Origin of the sequence: Pseudomonas agronomica, assembly GCF_025917275.1 — a bacterium.
GTDB classification, from domain to species: Bacteria; Pseudomonadota; Gammaproteobacteria; order Pseudomonadales; family Pseudomonadaceae; genus Aquipseudomonas; species Aquipseudomonas agronomica.
Genome location: NZ_JAOSHO010000072.1, coordinates 1 through 16,552, shown reverse-complemented (window position 1 = coordinate 16,552; position 16,552 = coordinate 1). Strand labels below are relative to the sequence as shown.

At 61.0% G+C, this 16,552-nt stretch carries 13 protein-coding genes, 1 pseudogene and 1 riboswitch; of the genes and pseudogenes, 7 read left to right on the top strand and 7 right to left on the bottom strand.

Annotated features, from left to right (window positions below; all coding sequences use genetic code 11):
- Nucleotides 1-59 precede the first annotated feature (59 nt).
- Nucleotides 60-443, bottom strand: coding sequence for an MAPEG family protein (locus OC610_RS08415; RefSeq protein WP_264427396.1), 384 nt, complete (start codon nt 441-443; stop codon nt 60-62).
- A gap of 49 nt (nt 444-492) precedes the next feature.
- Entirely contained in the window at nt 493-1,326 is an 834-nt protein-coding gene (locus OC610_RS08410) for an EamA family transporter (protein ID WP_264427395.1), read from the bottom strand.
- A gap of 197 nt (nt 1,327-1,523) precedes the next feature.
- Between OC610_RS08410 and OC610_RS08405 the strand changes: the two genes are divergently transcribed.
- Nucleotides 1,524-2,693: an MFS transporter gene (locus OC610_RS08405; protein WP_264427394.1), complete on the top strand. Its 1,170-nt coding sequence runs from the start codon at nt 1,524-1,526 to the stop codon at nt 2,691-2,693.
- On the opposite strand, the gene OC610_RS08400 is transcribed toward OC610_RS08405, so the two are convergent.
- A complete protein-coding gene (locus OC610_RS08400) occupies nt 2,644-3,528 on the bottom strand; it encodes a formate/nitrite transporter family protein (RefSeq protein ID WP_264427393.1) in 885 nt (294 codons plus the stop codon). The genes OC610_RS08405 and OC610_RS08400 overlap by 50 nt on opposite strands.
- 179 nt (nt 3,529-3,707) lie before the next feature.
- Entirely contained in the window at nt 3,708-4,109 is a 402-nt protein-coding gene (locus OC610_RS08395; RefSeq protein WP_030137870.1) for an acyl-CoA thioesterase, read from the bottom strand.
- Nucleotides 4,110-4,298: 189 nt separating this feature from the next.
- Nucleotides 4,299-4,405: riboswitch (S-adenosyl-L-homocysteine riboswitch) on the top strand.
- Between the two features lie 23 nt (nt 4,406-4,428).
- Between OC610_RS08395 and ahcY the strand changes: the two genes are divergently transcribed.
- The 5 genes and pseudogenes from ahcY to OC610_RS08370 all read left to right on the top strand — a co-directional run bounded on the left by ahcY (nt 4,429) and on the right by OC610_RS08370 (nt 10,988).
- Nucleotides 4,429-5,838, top strand: coding sequence for an adenosylhomocysteinase (gene ahcY / locus OC610_RS08390; protein ID WP_264427392.1), 1,410 nt, complete (start codon nt 4,429-4,431; stop codon nt 5,836-5,838).
- A 190-nt stretch (nt 5,839-6,028) separates the two neighbouring features.
- The gene (gene metF / locus OC610_RS08385; protein WP_264427391.1) at nt 6,029-6,874 is read left to right on the top strand and encodes a methylenetetrahydrofolate reductase [NAD(P)H]; all 846 of its coding nucleotides are present in this window, start codon (nt 6,029-6,031) and stop codon (nt 6,872-6,874) included.
- Between the two features lie 76 nt (nt 6,875-6,950).
- A complete protein-coding gene (locus OC610_RS08380; RefSeq protein ID WP_264427390.1) occupies nt 6,951-8,033 on the top strand; it encodes a hypothetical protein in 1,083 nt (360 codons plus the stop codon).
- A gap of 55 nt (nt 8,034-8,088) precedes the next feature.
- Nucleotides 8,089-8,897 (top strand): annotated as a pseudogene (locus OC610_RS08375) (substrate-binding periplasmic protein); the annotation flags it as partial.
- A 231-nt stretch (nt 8,898-9,128) separates the two neighbouring features.
- Entirely contained in the window at nt 9,129-10,988 is a 1,860-nt protein-coding gene (locus OC610_RS08370) for a DEAD/DEAH box helicase (protein ID WP_264427397.1), read from the top strand.
- A gap of 241 nt (nt 10,989-11,229) precedes the next feature.
- On the opposite strand, the gene OC610_RS08365 is transcribed toward OC610_RS08370, so the two are convergent.
- From OC610_RS08365 to OC610_RS08355, 3 genes are all read right to left on the bottom strand, one after another.
- Nucleotides 11,230-11,826 carry a YceI family protein gene (locus OC610_RS08365; protein ID WP_003206427.1) on the bottom strand — a complete coding sequence of 199 codons (597 nt, stop codon included), beginning with the start codon at nt 11,824-11,826 and terminating at the stop codon, nt 11,230-11,232.
- Between the two features lie 32 nt (nt 11,827-11,858).
- Nucleotides 11,859-12,410 carry a cytochrome b gene (locus OC610_RS08360; protein ID WP_030137876.1) on the bottom strand — a complete coding sequence of 184 codons (552 nt, stop codon included), beginning with the start codon at nt 12,408-12,410 and terminating at the stop codon, nt 11,859-11,861.
- Between the two features lie 594 nt (nt 12,411-13,004).
- Entirely contained in the window at nt 13,005-14,759 is a 1,755-nt protein-coding gene (locus tag OC610_RS08355) for a flavin monoamine oxidase family protein (protein ID WP_264427389.1), read from the bottom strand.
- Nucleotides 14,760-15,006: 247 nt separating this feature from the next.
- Between OC610_RS08355 and OC610_RS08350 the strand changes: the two genes are divergently transcribed.
- On the top strand, nt 15,007-16,413 hold the full coding sequence (locus OC610_RS08350; RefSeq protein ID WP_264427388.1) for an adenosylmethionine--8-amino-7-oxononanoate transaminase: 1,407 nt from the start codon (nt 15,007-15,009) through the stop codon (nt 16,411-16,413).
- Nucleotides 16,414-16,552 lie beyond the last annotated feature (139 nt).

Here is a 16,552-nt window from a genome sequence, read left to right as displayed (position 1 = left end):
GTGGGAGCGAGCCTGCTCGCGAAGAGGCCAGCACCGGCGCGTTCATTCAAATACCAGGCTCAGACCGAAACAAAGAAGAAACTCGCCACCAGTCCCACCCCCACGAACCACACCAGCGAACGGATGACCGCCCAGTCCGCCAGATAGCAAATGATGTAGAGCAGGCGGCTGGTTATGAACAGCACGGCCAGCACGTTGATGGTCACCAACTCGGCATTGCCGGCCAGATGCGCGACGATCACCGCCGCTGCGAAAAAAGGGCTGATCTCGAAGCTGTTCAGTTGCGCGGCGTATGCACGCCGGGGAGCGCCCTCGAGCGAGTCCAGGAAGTCCCGCGGATCGTAGTTATCCCGCAGCCTGAATCGCCCGCCGGCCTTGGCGATCGCCACACACAGGTAAGGCAGCAGAAAGGCAATCAACACACACCACAGCGCAACCGTCATGACGCAGTTCCTTCTTTGAATTTATGGAAAATCGAGAGTCAGCCATTGCTTAGAACTTCATGACCAGCATGCCAACCAGCACCAGCCCGCAGGCTAAGAGTCGCGGCCGGCCGAAAGGTTCTTTCAGGTAGCGCATGCCGAAGAGCACCACCAGGATCACGCTGATCTCCCGCAGTGCCGCCGCTTCGGCGATCGAGCCCAGTTGCATCGCCCATAGCACCAGAGCGTAGCTGAACAATACGCAGAATCCGACCGCCATCCCCAGGCGCCATTGTTCACGCCAGAACAGCATGAACGCCTGCCGTTTGCCGACCAGCGCCAACAGAGGAAACGGCCAGGCACTGAGCAGTGTGATCCAGACCAGGTAATCCAGCGGATAAGCCCAGCGCCGCAGGGCCTGGCCATCGATGAAGGTGTAGCCGCCGATGCACAGGCCGATCAGCGCGACTACCGGCAGCATCGACCATGGCAGCCGGTCGCCGCCACCGCCCTGCCACAACAGGCACAGCATGCCAAACGGTATCAGGAGGATGCCGATGATCTGTTGCATCGTCAGGACTTCGCCGGCAAATACCAGCGTCAGGGCCAGCACCACGAGCGGAGAGAGGCCGCGCATCAAGGGATAGACCAGGCCCAGGTCACCGACCCGATAAGCTTGGATCAGCAGATAGCGATACAGCAGTTCGAATGCAGCCGACGCCAGGATCCACGGCCAGATTTCCAGCGGCGGCCACTCCACGAAGCCCACCGCCAATGCCCCGAACAGCAATGCGACAGTGTCCATGCACGCCACCACCAGCAACCGCTCGCCACTGAACTTGATCAGCGTATTCCATGCCGCATGCAACAGCGCCGCGACCAATACCAACACCGTTGCCAGCACGGCACGCTCCTTGATTCCGCCCGTAGAATTGACTCGCGATCCTTCAACAGCTGTTTATACTGCACGCAACCACGCCGCACTTCAGTTGCGCATAGATCAATACCAATAATTCTGCCTGCCGCCCGTTCGATCGAACCAAGGCGCCGGTATGCGTATGCCTGATCCGAGCGTCAAGACTACAGACAGAGACCTTGCGCATGCCACTTGCTTTGCTTGCTTTGGCCGTCGCCGCTTTCGGCATCGGCACGACTGAATTCGTCATCATGGGGCTGCTGCCCGATGTCGCCCGTGACCTGGCCGTGAGCATTCCCCAGGCTGGGCTGCTGATCACCGGTTATGCCCTGGGGGTGGTATTTGGCGCGCCGATCCTGGCTATCGGCACCGCGAACATGCCGCGCAAGGCCACGTTGCTGGGCATGACGTTGATGTTCATCCTCGGCAATGTGCTGTGTGCCCTGGCCCCGAACTACACCACGCTGATGGCCGCCCGGGTGATTACCGCCCTGTGCCACGGTGCTTTTTTCGGGATCGGCTCGGTGGTGGCGGCCGGGTTGGTCGCGCCGAACAAACGGGCCCAGGCTATCGCGATGATGTTTACCGGCCTGACCTTGGCGAATGTCCTGGGCGTGCCGTTGGGTACGGCATTGGGCCAATATGCCGGTTGGCGCGCGACGTTCTGGGCGGTATCGGTGATCGGGGTCATTGCCGCCATTGCCCAATGGGTCTGGCTGCCCAGGGAAATCCCCATGGACAAGGCCAACCTCGCCAGCGAATTCAAGGTACTCGGCAAGGTCAACGTGCTGCTGGCGCTGGGCATGAGTGTGCTGGCGTCCACCAGCCTGTTCAGCGTATTTACCTACATCGCGCCGATCCTGCAGGATATTACTGGGGTCAGTCCACACGGCGTCACCGTCATGCTGCTGTTGTTCGGCGTTGGCCTGACGGCGGGCAGTTTCCTCGGCGGACGCTTGGCTGACCGGCGTCTGCTACCGTCCCTGGTGGGCATGGCGCTGGCCGTGGTGCTGGTGCTTGCCGCGTTCAGCCAGACCAGTCAATCGGTGATTCCGGCGGCGATTACCCTGGTGCTGTGGGGCATCTTTGCCTTCGCCCTGTGCCCGATCCTGCAACTGCTGATCATTGACCAGGCCCACGAGGCACCGAATCTCGGCTCGACCCTGAACCAGAGCGCCTTCAACCTCGGCAATGCCGCCGGCGCCTGGATCGGCGGGCTGGTCGTCGCCAGCGGTGCCAACCTCGCCGATCTGCCGTGGACCGGCGCGCTGCTGGGCGGACTGACCGTGCTGGCGGCGCTCTATTTTATTTATCGCCAGCGTCGTCAGGGCGTCGAGGCAGGCCTTCCCGACTGAGGGGCGTATTGGTCTCGCTGCGGACCTGCGCATGGCTGATCAGTGCGAAGATGAAACTGCCACCGATGATGTTCCCCGCCAGGGTGGGCGCGGCGAACACCATCCAGAAATCTTCCCAGGACAACTGGCCGGCGAATACCAGGTACGACACCTCGGCCGAACCGACCACGATGTGGGTGAAATCCCCGAGCGCCATCAAGTAGGTGATCAACACGATGATCAGCATCTTGGCGCTTTCCATGGACGGAATCATCCACACCATGGTGGCAATCATCCAACCAGAAATGATGCCCTTGGCGAACATCTGGCCGGTGTCGTTCTCCATGACCTTGCGCCCGATATCCAGGAACGCCAGGTCGGTGCGCTGATCGAAAATCGGCAGGTGCAACATCACGTAGGCCACCAGCAGCGTGCCGCACAGGTTGCCCACCAGCACCACACCCCATAACCGGAACAATCGTCCGAAATTGCCCAAGGTTGGCTTGCTCATGATGGGCAGCACAGCGGTCAGGGTGTTTTCGGTAAACAATTGCTGACGCGCCAGGATCACCGCCAGGAAGCCCGCGCAGTAGCCAAAACTGGCGATCACCTTGAAGCCGTCGTGGTCGGGCAGCCGGGAGTTGAGCAATCCCATCGCCATCAGCGACAATCCCATGGTCAATCCCGCCGCCAGGGCCGACCACCACAGTGCCGCGACGCTGCGCTCCAGCTCCTGGTTGCCCTGGGTGCGAATGATCTCGTGCAGAACCGCCGCCCGCGGCGGCTGGTTGCGGTCGACCTCGTGCTGTTCCTCTGCCGAGAGGTCAGGGGTCTTGCCGTCTTCGTGAGTGTCCATACAGCTCCTGAACCGGTGGCGTGATGTACCTACGACACACGGCATCCGGAGCTGTTCAGTGGTGTCCGCAAATCACAGGCGCCTGCAGAATCGCCTTCGCGAGCAGGCTCGCTCCCACATTGAACGCCACCGGATACTGTGTGGGAGCGAGCCTGCTCGCGAAGGGCGCGCCGCATGCCTCACTCGACGGTATCGTCCTTGAACTGATCCTTGACGTACTTGATCTCGGTCCGGCCGTGAGGGGCCGGCAGGCCGTCTTCGCCGAGATTCACGAAGACCATTTTCTCCACCGTCAGGATGCTCTTGCGGGTGATCTTGTTACGCACTTCGCACGTCAGGGTGATGGACGTGCGACCGAACTCGGTGGCGGTAATGCCCAGTTCGATGATGTCGCCCTGGCGCGAAGCACTGACGAAATTGATTTCGGAAATGTACTTGGTGACCACGCGCTGGTTACCCAGCTGGACGATGGCATAGATGGCCGCCTCTTCGTCGATCCAGCGCAGCAGGCTGCCGCCGAACAGCGTGCCATTGGGGTTGAGGTCTTCGGGCTTGACCCATTTGCGGGTGTGGAAATTCATGATCACTCCTGGACGTCTGGCCGATGAATGCCCGCATCATGGCAGACCGGGCGCGCGGGCTCTACGCCGCTGCCCCTATAACGATCATCGGCAATTTCGATTTGCCGACAGAAACCCTTTGGAAGATCCGATTAGCCCGTTATAATCGCCCCCGTTTCATCGGCCCACGCTTTGGGTCGCTCCCGCCACCTGTCCGAGGGGCGCTGCAGCAGGCTCGACCTGTCAGGCTCGGATGGGGCGTTGCCCGTACGGGGCTCCTCGTACAGGCACTAAACGCACAACGGCGCCCATTCGCATACATTACGAATGGAGGCTCTTCATGAGCGCTGTAATCACGCCTGCCGCTTTTACCGACTACAAAGTCGCCGACATGTCCCTGGCTGCCTGGGGCCGTCGCGAAATCATCATCGCCGAATCCGAAATGCCAGCCCTGATGGGCCTGCGTCGCAAATACTCTGGCGAACAGCCATTGAAAGGCGCAAAAATCCTCGGCTGCATCCACATGACCATCCAGACCGCCGTGCTGATCGAAACCCTGGTTGCCCTGGGTGCCGAAGTGCGCTGGTCGTCCTGCAACATCTTCTCGACCCAGGACCAGGCCGCTGCCGCCATCGCCGCCGCCGGCGTCCCGGTGTTCGCCTGGAAAGGCGAGACCGAGCAAGAGTACGAGTGGTGCCTGGAGCAGACCATCCTCAAGGATGGCCAGCCATGGGACACCAACATGATCCTCGACGACGGCGGCGACCTGACCGAGCTGCTGCACAAGAAATACCCGGCCGTACTGGACAAGGTCCACGGCGTGACCGAAGAAACCACCACCGGCGTACACCGTTTGCTGGACATGCTGGCCAAGGGCGAGCTGAAGATCCCGGCCATCAACGTCAACGACTCGGTGACCAAGAGCAAGAACGACAACAAATACGGCTGCCGTCACAGCCTCAACGACGCCATCAAGCGCGGCACCGACCACCTGTTGTCGGGCAAGCAGGCGCTGGTGATCGGCTACGGTGACGTGGGCAAGGGTTCGGCCCAATCCCTGCGCCAGGAAGGCATGATCGTCAAGGTGTCCGAAGTCGACCCGATCTGCGCCATGCAAGCCTGCATGGACGGTTTCGAGCTGGTTTCGCCATTCATCGACGGGATCAACGACGGCACCGAAGCCAGCATCGACAAGGCCCTGCTGGGCAAGATCGACCTGATCGTGACCACCACCGGCAACGTCAATGTCTGCGACGCCAACATGCTCAAGGCCCTGAAAAAGCGCGCCGTGGTCTGCAACATTGGTCACTTCGACAATGAAATCGACACCGCTTTCATGCGCAAGAACTGGGCATGGGAAGAAGTGAAGCCACAGGTCCACAAGGTGCACCGCACCGGCGCTGGCAGCTTCGACCCACAGAACGATGACTACCTGATCCTGCTGGCCGAAGGCCGCCTGGTTAACCTGGGCAATGCTACCGGTCACCCAAGCCGCATCATGGACGGTTCGTTCGCCAACCAGGTCCTGGCCCAGATCTTCCTGTTCGGCCAGAAATACGCCGACCTGTCGCCAGCCCAGAAAGCCGAGCGCCTGACCGTGGAAGTACTGCCGAAGAAACTCGACGAAGAAGTGGCCCTGGAAATGGTCCGCGGTTTCGGCGGCGTGGTCACCAAGCTGACCAAGCAACAGGCTGACTACATCGGCGTCACCGTCGAAGGCCCGTTCAAGCCGCACGCTTACCGCTACTGATCGGCGCTATTGCCTGCTCTCCTTGTGGGAGCGGGCTTTTTGTGGGAGCGAGCTTGCTCGCGATTGGTGTCGCCTCGGTCTGATAGCTGGATCGAGGTGTCTGCATCGCGAGCAAGCTCGCTCCCACACGAGTCCGCCTTCCAGGGGCTGCGCAGGCCTCTCCGACCCACGAGTTTCCAAGGATATGACCATGTCCCAAGACCGTCGCTACAGCTTCGAGTTCTTCCCGACGAAGACCGATGCTGGGCATGAAAAGCTGATCGCCACTGCTCGCCAGCTGGCAAGCTACAACCCTGATTTTTTCTCCTGCACCTATGGCGCCGGCGGCTCGACCCGTGACCGTACGCTCAATACCGTGCTGCAGCTCGAAAGCGAAGTCAAAGTCCCGGCCGCGCCGCACCTGTCCTGCGTAGGTGACAGCAAGGACGACCTGCGCAGCCTGCTGACCCAATACAAGGCTGCTGGAATCAAACGCATCGTAGCCCTGCGTGGCGACCTGCCCTCGGGCATGGGCATGGCCAGCGGCGAGCTGCGCCACGCCAATGAACTGGTTGAGTTCATTCGCGAAGAAACCGGCGAGCACTTTCACATTGAAATCGCCGCTTACCCCGAGATGCACCCCCAGGCGCGCAATTTCGAAGATGATTTGCGCAACTTCGTGCGCAAGGCCAACGCTGGTGCCAGTAGCGCAATCACCCAGTACTTCTTCAACGCCGACAGCTATTTCTATTTTGTCGAACGCGTTCGCCAGATGGGTGTGGACATTCCGGTGGTACCGGGAATCATGCCGATCACCAACTACAGCAAACTGGCACGCTTCTCTGACGCGTGCGGCGCGGAAATCCCGCGCTGGATCCGCAAGCAGCTGGAAGCCTACGGCGACGACACGGCCAGCATCCAAGGCTTCGGGGAACAAGTGATCACGGAAATGTGTGAGCGTTTGTTACAAGGGGGTGCGCCGGGCCTGCATTTCTATACCCTGAACCAGGCTGAGCCCAGCCTCGCGGTATGGAACAATCTCAAGTTACCGCGCTGAATGGCTTGATGCAGTGTTAAAAAAGCCCTGGAAACCAGGGCTTTTTTATAGGGATCTCAGGAGAGGAATGCGACAAATGCCCAATGGCAACAGGTCTACGACCCCACAACTTGTCTATCTGGTCTATGGGGCCGAAACCTATCACCAGGAAGCAGTGTTCAGCATTGCCAGCGCCTTGGCAGGCATACGGGAAACTCCGGGCCAATCGCTGGAAATCCAGGTGTTTACCGACAACCCAGCGCCTTACGACGGGCTGCCGGTTCGGCTGCGCCCACTGGACAACGAAACCCGCCAGGACTGGATCGCCCCCCATGGTTATCACTTCCGGGCCAAGCATGTCGTGCTGCGCAAGGTGCTTGAAGAAAATGAACGGGCACTGCTGATCGACACCGATACCTTCTTCCACTGCTCGCCTCTGGAGCTCTTTCGGCGGATCCAGCCAGGAACGTTGCTGTGCAACGCCTTCGGCTTGAATTATGGCGCCAACAAGGACGCCGAGCTTTACGTGACGCTGGGGCAGCTTCTGGCACAGCGAGGCCTGGCGGACGATGAGATGCCGTCGCTGAACTCGGGTGTAATTGGCCTTCATGCGGCCGACGCGGCGATCCTGGACCAGTCCATCAATCTGATGGACGAGCTTTATCCGCTGGCCAAGGGAGCCTATACCCTGGAAGAGTTCTGTCTGTCGGTGGCCGCCTACCGCACGGTGCAGGTGCGTGAATGTCCAGACCTGATCCATCACTACTGGAGCCGCAAACAGCTCTTTCGCGCCAAGACCCAAGCCTGGCTGGAAAAACACCGCGCCGCGCCTACTTGCCAATACGCCCTGGATGAAACACAGCAGGTCACTGCCGTCTTGCCTCGTCCACCCACATTGCAACGCCTGGCGTATAAATTGATCACCGTGGCGTTACCCGGCCAGAAACGCCAGTTCATGCGCGAAATCCTCTATGGCTGCTATCGCCACGCCAATCCCTTTGACCAGGCCTGCGCCCCGGTCTGGTGGGAAAAAGCGCTGGAGAACGTTGAGCACCGCCTGCAAAAACCCTTGGAAGACCACGAACTCAAACACTGGCTCGGCCATCCGCTGATTCGCCTGGTGCTGGGCAAGCGCCGCGAGGCCATCTATCGTCACTTGATGCAGACCAAAGGCAACTGAGCCTTGAGCCAGAGCGCTCTAGCTATTTGACAGGCTCTCGTCGTAACCTCCGGTCATGCCTGTAATCGCCCGTTTAACGACACTTCTTCTCTTGTGCCTGAGCTTCGCTGCCCAGGCCGAGAAGTTGCGCATTGTCACCGAACCCTGGGCGCCCTATGTCTACGAGGAAAACGGCAAGATCCTCGGCCTGGACTATGAAACAACCGCCATCGTATTCAAGCGCCTGGGCATCGACGTCGAATGGCAACTGCTGCCTTGGAAGCGCTGCCTGGCGATGCTCGAACAAGGGTTGGCGGACGGTGCGCTGGACATCTTTCACAGTAACGAGCGTGACGCTTTGCTGCTTTACCCCAGCGAACCGCTGTCGGACGTCGAGTTCGTGATGTTCTATGCCAACGCCCGGCCGCATCCATTTCGTACGCTCGACGAACTGGATGGACTGACCGTCGGGACCTCGCCCGGTTATCTCTATAGCCAGGCTTTCAGGGAATCGTCCCGATTCAAACGGGAGACTGCGCCCACTCACGAAGCCAACTTCGGCAAGTTGCAATTGGGTCGGATCGACCTGCTCATCACCGACCGCCGAGTGGGCCGGCATGTGCTCAAGGCGCTGCAGCTGGGCGACCAGGTCACAGAGAACCCTTTGGTCGTCAGCCGTCAAAGCCAATACCTGGCGGTACGGCGCAAGGCCGGCATGGATTTGCTCGTGCAACGCTTCGGCGCTGAACTCAAGCGTTTCAAGCATGAGCCGGCCTACGCCGAACTGAGTGCCCGCTATGGTGCAGGCCCCGGTGCCAACACGATGTCGCAAGGCACCGTACCGCGCTGAAATACGCCGTTGAGCAGCAGGAAAGCAGCGCACGACGATTGCTCTGTTATACTCCGGCGTTCCCGCCAGGCTCACGCCCGGACGCCCGGTCTTGCAAAAGGCATCCCGACACCGCTACAGCGCAGCTTCCAGCCCGCGCGAGCCCTGTCCGGACCCGCCTTCCAGACCCGGCAGGACCGGACGGGATGAGGTCTTCGATCGACCATCATTCGCGCCAGGCAAGACTATCCCATTGGGCCAGGCCCTCACTAAAAACAGGATTACTCATGTCCTTTGCTTCCCTCGGTCTCTCCGAGGCTTTAGTCGGCGCCATCGAAGCCGCCGGCTACACCCAGCCTACCCCGGTGCAACAGCGGGCCATCCCCGCCGTGTTGCAAGGTCGCGACCTGATGGTCGCCGCGCAGACAGGTACGGGCAAGACCGGCGGTTTCGCCCTTCCGATCCTGGAACGGCTGTTCCCTAACGGTCACCCGGACAAATCCCAGCGTCACGGCCCGCGCCAACCGCGCGTACTGGTCCTGACCCCAACCCGCGAATTGGCGGCGCAGGTCCACGAGAGCTTCAAGGTCTACGCTCGCGACCTGAAATTCGTCAGTGCCTGCATTTTCGGCGGTGTCGGCATGAACCCGCAGGTCCAGGCCATGGCGCGCGGCGTCGACGTGCTGGTGGCCTGCCCCGGTCGCCTGCTGGACCTCGCCGGGCAAGGCAGCGTCGACTTGTCCCACGTGGAAATCCTCGTGCTGGACGAAGCCGACCGCATGCTCGACATGGGTTTCGTCCATGACGTGAAGAAAGTCCTGGCCCGCCTTCCGGCCAAGCGCCAGAACCTGCTGTTCTCGGCGACGTTCTCCAAGGACATCACCGACCTGGCCGGCAAGCTGTTGCACAACCCGGAACGCATCGAAGTCACGCCGCCGAACACCACGGTCGAGCGCATCGAACAGCGCGTGTTCCGCCTTCCAGCCAGCCACAAACGTGCCCTGCTGGCGCACCTGATCACCACTGGCGCCTGGGAACAGGTCCTGGTCTTCACCCGCACCAAGCATGGCGCCAACCGCCTGGCCGAATACCTGGACAAGCACGGCCTGCCCGCCGTGGCGATCCATGGCAACAAGAGCCAGAACGCTCGCACCAAGGCCCTGGCCGACTTCAAGGCTGGCGAAGTGCGCATCCTGGTTGCTACCGACATTGCTGCCCGCGGCCTGGACATCGACCAGTTGCCTCACGTCGTCAACTTCGAGCTACCAAACGTCGACGAAGACTATGTCCACCGTATCGGCCGCACGGGTCGTGCCGGTCGTTCGGGCGAAGCCATCTCCCTGGTCGCGCCGGACGAGGAAAAGCTGCTCAAGAGCATTGAGCGCATGACCAAGCAGAAGATTCCCGACGGCGACTTGATGGGCTTCGATGCCAGCACGATCGAGGCCGAGAAGCCTGAAGTGCGCGAGCGTCCGGACGTGCGCAACCCGCGTAACCCACGAGGCCCGCGTGGCGATGGCCCGAATGGCAGCGGTGGCGGTCGCAAGGACAAAGGCAAAGACAAGGGCAAGGAAAAGCCGGCCAGCAACGGTCGCGGCGAACGCCCGGCCCGCGAACAGAAACCCCGCGAGGGCTCCCCGGCCCGTGAGCAGCAGCGCCCGGCACCTCGCGCCGCATCTGATCGCGCCCCGGACGAATTCCTGGACGACGATATCGATAACTTCGGCAACCGCGTCGACTACGTGCCCCAGCAGAAGCCGGCCGCAGGTCGCGGTCGTCGCCCAGGCGCCCCGGCACAAGGCGCAGGCTCAGGTGCACCGCGCAGTGGCCAGCCCCAAGGTCGCCAGAACGGACCGCGCAACAGCAACGGTTCGTCCACCGGCACCCCACCGGCCAAGCGCAACGGCCCGCGCAACGGCGCGCCACGTGACGGCCAGGCCCGTCGTGAAGACTCTCGTCCGCGACGTCCAGCCCGTGGCGATGACCAGGCTCGCCAGGAACCCGCCGTGCAGAACCCGCGTGGCAACCAGCCGAAAATCATCCATAAGGAATCGAAAACCGATCGTTTCCCAACGCCTGAACAGCTGGATCAACTGCCAAGCCGTCCGCGTGGCGAAAAACCGGCCTTGCTTACACGCAATCGCTAAGTTTTCGAAGCTGTAAAAATGCCCCTGGTCTCGCGACCCGGGGCTTTTTTTGGCCGAAGCAAGACCAAATGTGGGAGCGAGCTTGCTCGCGATAGCGATGCTTCAGCCAACATCAATGTGACGGGACTGCCGCCATCGCGAGCAAGCTCGCTCCCACAGGGGCCTTTGTATGCTCAAATCCGGTGCAATAAAAAACGCCCCTGGCCGCAAGACCAGGGGCGTTTTTTGTCAGGCGCGAAGGTTACTTCGCTTTGACACCTTCAAACGAGATGTACAGCTCAACGGCATCGGATTGTGGGCCCAGGTCCATCATCTTGCCGAAGTCGGAGCGCTTGATGCTGGTGGTGCCCTCGAAGCCAGCACGGTAGCCGCCCCATGGATCCTTGCCTTCGCCCAGGAACGTGGCCTTGACCACGATTGGCTTGGTCACGCCATGCAGCGTCAGGTCGCCAGTCACGTCTGCAGTGTCTTTACCATCAGCGTTCTTGCCAGTGGACTTGACGCTGGTGGAGACGAACTTGGCATCGGCGAACTTGCCTACGTCCAGGAAGTCCTTGCTGGCGATGTGCTTGTCGCGCTCGGCGTGGTTGGTGAACACGCTGGCGGTACGTACATTGAACTCGATCTTGCTGGCCTCAGGCTTGGCGGCGTCGAAGCTGAACTTGCCGTCGATGTCCTTGAAGGTACCGGTGATGTAGCTATAGCCCAGGTGGCTGATCTTGAAATCAACGAAGGCGTGCTGGCCTTCCTTGTCGACCACATAGTCGGCAGCCATGGCCTGGCCGGCGGACAGCAGGGCAGAACCGATTGCCAGGGCGGCGAGCGTCTTTTTCAACATGCTTTCTATTCCTTTGGAGTCGAGGTTGAACATCAGGCTTGGCGCCCCAGCATTCGCTTGAGGGTCGCGTCACGGTCGATAAAATGGTGTTTCAATGCTGCCAACGCATGGAGGCCGGAAAAAATGACCAGCGCCCATGCCAGGTACAGGTGGATCTGGCCGGCGACGTCTGCCTGGTCGGGCAGTCCGGACACCAGCGCGGGTACTTCAAACAGACCAAACACCGAGATCCCGACACCGTCTGCGGTGGAAATCAGGTAACCGGCGATCATCACGGCGAACAGCCCGAGATACAGCGCGCTATGGCCAACCTTGGCGCCCACGCGGGTGAGACGACCATAGGTTTCCAGGGTCGGTGGCGGCGGGCTGACAAAACGCCAGAGCACTCGCAGCACCATCACCGCCAACAGCACCAGGCCGATGCTCTTGTGCAGCTCCGGCGCGTCTTTGCGCCAGGAACTGTAGTAGTCCAGCCCGACCATCCACAGGCCCAGCGCAAACAACCCGTACACCGCCAGGGCAACGGCCCAGTGCGAAACGATGCTGACCCAGCCATAGCGAGAAGAAGAGTTGCGTAGCTGCATTGCTCATATCCTGTAAAAACTTCGACCAAGACTAGCGAGTTATCTATCGATTTAAAGCGGAAATTTTCGCTTTGAAATATCGAGAAATACGATCATCAGTCTGGGAGGGGTGCGTTAAGGAAAGATTAAAGCGGATGCGTTGCGTGGTGGCGAGGGGAAGCGGGCGTGGATCCCGCAGAGAGGGCTCATCGCGAGCAGGCTCGTTACCGCACCAAACCTGCGTGAGCCCACAGCATCTGGGCGTTAATTATTGACGCACTCAGACCTGTAAGGATCTATGGCGCACCTGTAAGCTAATTGGGGATCGTGTTTTTTAAGCGTAAAACGACCATTGGCACAGCCACCGACACCAAACACTATTAATACAATTAAAGCCGTTATCGATCTCATGTTCATGCGCGCTCCTGTTTTTTCAAGGAGCCTAGACGGATGACGAGGGGCGTTCTATCGCCTGCTTCCGGTTAAACGGTGGGAAGTTTCCGAAATATCGCCTAAGCGTGTAGGACGTCAGCACTCATTTCGCAACGCTGGGGTTCTGAATGAACCCGAATAAAAAAACGCGGCCCACGGGCCGCGTTTTTTTACACCTGAACGTTACTGAGCCTTGGTCTCAGTAGCCGTCGCCGGTTTGGCCACCGGCTTCTTCACCGGCTCGGCCTTTTTCGCCGGAGCCTTGGCCGGGGCTTTTTTAGCCGGTGCCTTGGCGGCCGGTTTTTTCGCCGCTGGCTTCGCCGCCGCTTTCTTGGCCGGTTCGACTTTCGCCGGGGCCGGCGCGGGTGGTTCTACCGGGGCCGGCGCTGGAGCAGGTGCAGGCGCTGGAGGCGGGGCTACCGGCTCGGGGGCCTTGACCGGCTCCGGCTTTTTGTCGTCATCCGAGCCACCGAACAGGTTGCTGAAGAAGTTGCCCTTCTTCGCCGCCACCGCGCCAGCGGCAGCCGCCGCGGCCGGGGCGACCTTCGGTGGCTCGAAGGATTTGCCTGCGGCCAGGTCTTCAACCTGGCTGGCGGCACGTTGGCCACTGCGCAACGCGCCTTCCAGCGTGCCTGGGTACATGGCGTCGGTGTGTTCACCGGCAAAGGCTACACGCTGCAAGGGCTTTTCCCACAGGCGCCAGTATTTGCTGATCTGACCTGGACCAAACGCCAGGTACGCGCCGCCCATGGATGGGTCGGTGCTGTAGCGACGGATTTCATAACCGGTGAACGCACCACGGGCCTGCGGATAAAACGCGTGCAGGCGGATCAGCACCTGGTCGACCATCTGCTTGTCGCCGAAAGCCTGCATCACCCGGGCATTGTCGCCGGACAGGTTGATGACCACGTTGGCGCCGCCCTTCATGGCCGGCTCGATCCACATCATGCCCAGGCCGGCGTTGCTGTAGATCTCGCCCGACATGCGCGCCTTGCTGTCCCAGACCGGGGTCTTGAACTTGAGCATGATCTGGTCGTGCCAGCCGTAGTTGGTGCCTTTGATCGCGCCTTGGTGCTGGGCATCCAGGGCCGGGGTCAATTGGATATTGTTCAATGCCCGCAATGGCACTGCCAGCACGACGTAGTCAGCCTGGTAGCCGACGCTGCCAACCTTGACGGTGACGCCGTCCTTGTCCTGGGAAATGGCCGAGACCGGGGATCCGGTCTTGATGGTTTTCAGTTGCTTGACGAATGCCTGGGCCAATACCGGGCTGCCACCGAGCAGGCGCGAGGCGCGCAGGTCGCGGTCGGACACGCCGCGATAGACGCGGTTCTGTTGGGCGAAATACAGCAGCGAAAGGCGCGACGGTTCGTCATAGCGCGTACGAATTTCCTGGTTGACCAATTGCCGCGCGGTGGCGGGCAGTTGCAGGCGGTCGAGCCAGTTGGACACGGTAATCTGGTCAAGCGCATGCAGCGTGCTGGTGGCCGCCGGGTTCAGCGGATCGTCGATGGAGCGCGCCAGCTCGTCCAGGGTGGTCTCGTAGCGCTTGAGCGCTTCGGCGGTGGCGGGCTGCTTGGTCGCCAGGTCGGCGGCGGTGAAATAAGTACCGTCGATCAGGTAACTCGGGGTACGCACGAATTCCGGTGCCGGGATGGTGCTCAGCTTGAACGACGAAACGTATTTATTCAGCACTGGCTGAGTCTTTTCGTTGCCGATCCACTCACTGGTGGCCATGCCCGAACGGCCGCCCAGGCTCGGCTTGGCTTCCAGCAGGGTCACGGCCCAGCCCTTGTTCTGCAGCTCATAGGCCGCCGTCAGTCCGGCCAGCCCACCGCCGATGACGATGGCCGTCGGTTGCTTGTCCTTGGCCAGCGCCGAAACGCTGAACAGCCCTATCATCACCAGCGCACAGGCGCGCAGCCAACCAGCAGACATTCAGCGAACTCCGGAATAAAGCGTAAGAATTTTCGATTTTTCGAGCCAGTCGGCTCTCGGTCTTTCGAGCCAGTCGGCTCAGGAACGGCGAAGAATACGTCAGCCATCAAAACGCCGCCAGCGACGTCTATCGCCTGGTTCAAAGTAGCGCCGACGACACAATGGGTTGTCCGCCGGGCCGCCATTGCATAGGCTTGCGCGATTGTTTTGCCCGCGCCCGCCGCGAGCCGCCTCGAGGAGACTGTACATGGGCCTGAATAACCAGTGGATGCAACGCGATCTCGCGGTGCTGTGGCACCCCTGCACCCAGATGAAAGATCACGAACAGCTGCCGCTGATCCCTATCAAGCGCGGCGAAGGCGTATGGCTGGAAGACTTCGAAGGCAAGCGCTACCTCGACGCGGTGAGCTCCTGGTGGGTCAACGTCTTCGGCCACGCCAACCCACGCATCAACCAGCGCATCAAGGACCAGGTCGATCAGCTGGAGCATGTGATCCTTGCCGGTTTCAGCCATCAGCCGGTGATCGAGCTGTCCGAGCGCCTGGTGAAGATGACGCCCGACGGCCTGACCCGCTGCTTCTACGCCGATAACGGCTCGTCGTGCATCGAAGTGGCGATGAAAATGAGCTTTCACTATTGGATCAATCGCGGCCAGCCAAACAAGAAACGCTTTGTCACCCTGAGCAACAGCTATCACGGCGAAACCATTGCGGCGATGTCGGTGGGCGACGTGCCGCTGTTCACCGAAACCTATAAGGCATTGTTGCTGGACACGATCAAGGTTCCGAGTCCCGATTGCTATCTGCGGCCCGAAGGCATGGGCTGGGAGGAACATTCACGCAATATGTTCCAGGCCATGGAGCAGACCCTCGCCGAGCACCACGACAGCGTTGCCGCCGTGATTGTCGAGCCGCTGATCCAGGGCGCCGGCGGCATGCGCATGTATCACCCGGTGTACCTGAAGCTGCTGCGCGAGGCCTGCGATCGCTATGGCGTGCACCTGATCCACGATGAAATCGCCGTCGGCTTCGGTCGCACCGGGACGATGTTTGCCTGTGAACAGGCCGGTATCACACCGGATTTCCTTTGCCTGTCCAAGGCGTTGACCGGTGGCTATCTGCCGCTGGCGGCGTGCATGACCACCGATGAGGTGTACAGCGCGTTCTACGACGACTACCCGACCCTGCGCGCCTTCCTCCATTCCCACAGCTACACCGGCAACCCGCTGGCCTGCGCGGCGGCCCTGGCAACGCTGGATATTTTCGAAGAAGACCACGTCATCGACACCAACAAGGCCCTGGCCCAACGCATGGCGAGCGCCACCGCGCACCTGGCCGATCACCCGAACGTTGCGGAGGTGCGCCAGACCGGCATGGTGCTGGCCATCGAGATGGTCAAGGACAAGGCCAGCAAAACCGCTTATCCGTGGCAGGAGCGCCGTGGCCTGGCGGTGTTCCAGCATGCCCTGGAGCGCGGCGCGTTGCTGCGGCCGCTGGGCAGCGTGGTGTATTTCCTGCCGCCGTATGTCATCACGCCGGAGCAGATCGATTTCCTGGCTGAAGTGGCCAGCGAAGGCATCGACATCGCCACGCGGGACAAGGTCAGCGTGGCGGTGCCGAAGGACTTCCATCCGGGCTATCGCGATCCGGGCTGACGACAAACTTCTCTGTGGCGAGGGAGCTTGCTCCCGCTCGATTGCGCAGCAATCGCAAACAATGGGGCCACCCGGGCTGGACTCTGTAGGAGCTGGCGAAGCCTGCGATCTTGACGTTTCACTTGGGACTCAAGCGCCA

Coding starts and splice junctions, on each gene's coding strand:
- OC610_RS08415 (WP_264427396.1), bottom strand. CDS start 443: ATGACGGTTGCGCTGTGGTGTGTGTTGATTGCCTTTCTGCTGCCTTAC.
- OC610_RS08405 (WP_264427394.1), top strand. CDS start 1,524: ATGCCACTTGCTTTGCTTGCTTTGGCCGTCGCCGCTTTCGGCATCGGC.
- OC610_RS08400 (WP_264427393.1), bottom strand. CDS start 3,528: ATGGACACTCACGAAGACGGCAAGACCCCTGACCTCTCGGCAGAGGAA.
- OC610_RS08395 (WP_030137870.1), bottom strand. CDS start 4,109: ATGAATTTCCACACCCGCAAATGGGTCAAGCCCGAAGACCTCAACCCC.
- ahcY (WP_264427392.1), top strand. CDS start 4,429: ATGAGCGCTGTAATCACGCCTGCCGCTTTTACCGACTACAAAGTCGCC.
- metF (WP_264427391.1), top strand. CDS start 6,029: ATGTCCCAAGACCGTCGCTACAGCTTCGAGTTCTTCCCGACGAAGACC.
- OC610_RS08380 (WP_264427390.1), top strand. CDS start 6,951: ATGCCCAATGGCAACAGGTCTACGACCCCACAACTTGTCTATCTGGTC.
- OC610_RS08370 (WP_264427397.1), top strand. CDS start 9,129: ATGTCCTTTGCTTCCCTCGGTCTCTCCGAGGCTTTAGTCGGCGCCATC.
- OC610_RS08365 (WP_003206427.1), bottom strand. CDS start 11,826: ATGTTGAAAAAGACGCTCGCCGCCCTGGCAATCGGTTCTGCCCTGCTG.
- OC610_RS08360 (WP_030137876.1), bottom strand. CDS start 12,410: ATGCAGCTACGCAACTCTTCTTCTCGCTATGGCTGGGTCAGCATCGTT.
- OC610_RS08355 (WP_264427389.1), bottom strand. CDS start 14,759: ATGTCTGCTGGTTGGCTGCGCGCCTGTGCGCTGGTGATGATAGGGCTG.
- OC610_RS08350 (WP_264427388.1), top strand. CDS start 15,007: ATGGGCCTGAATAACCAGTGGATGCAACGCGATCTCGCGGTGCTGTGG.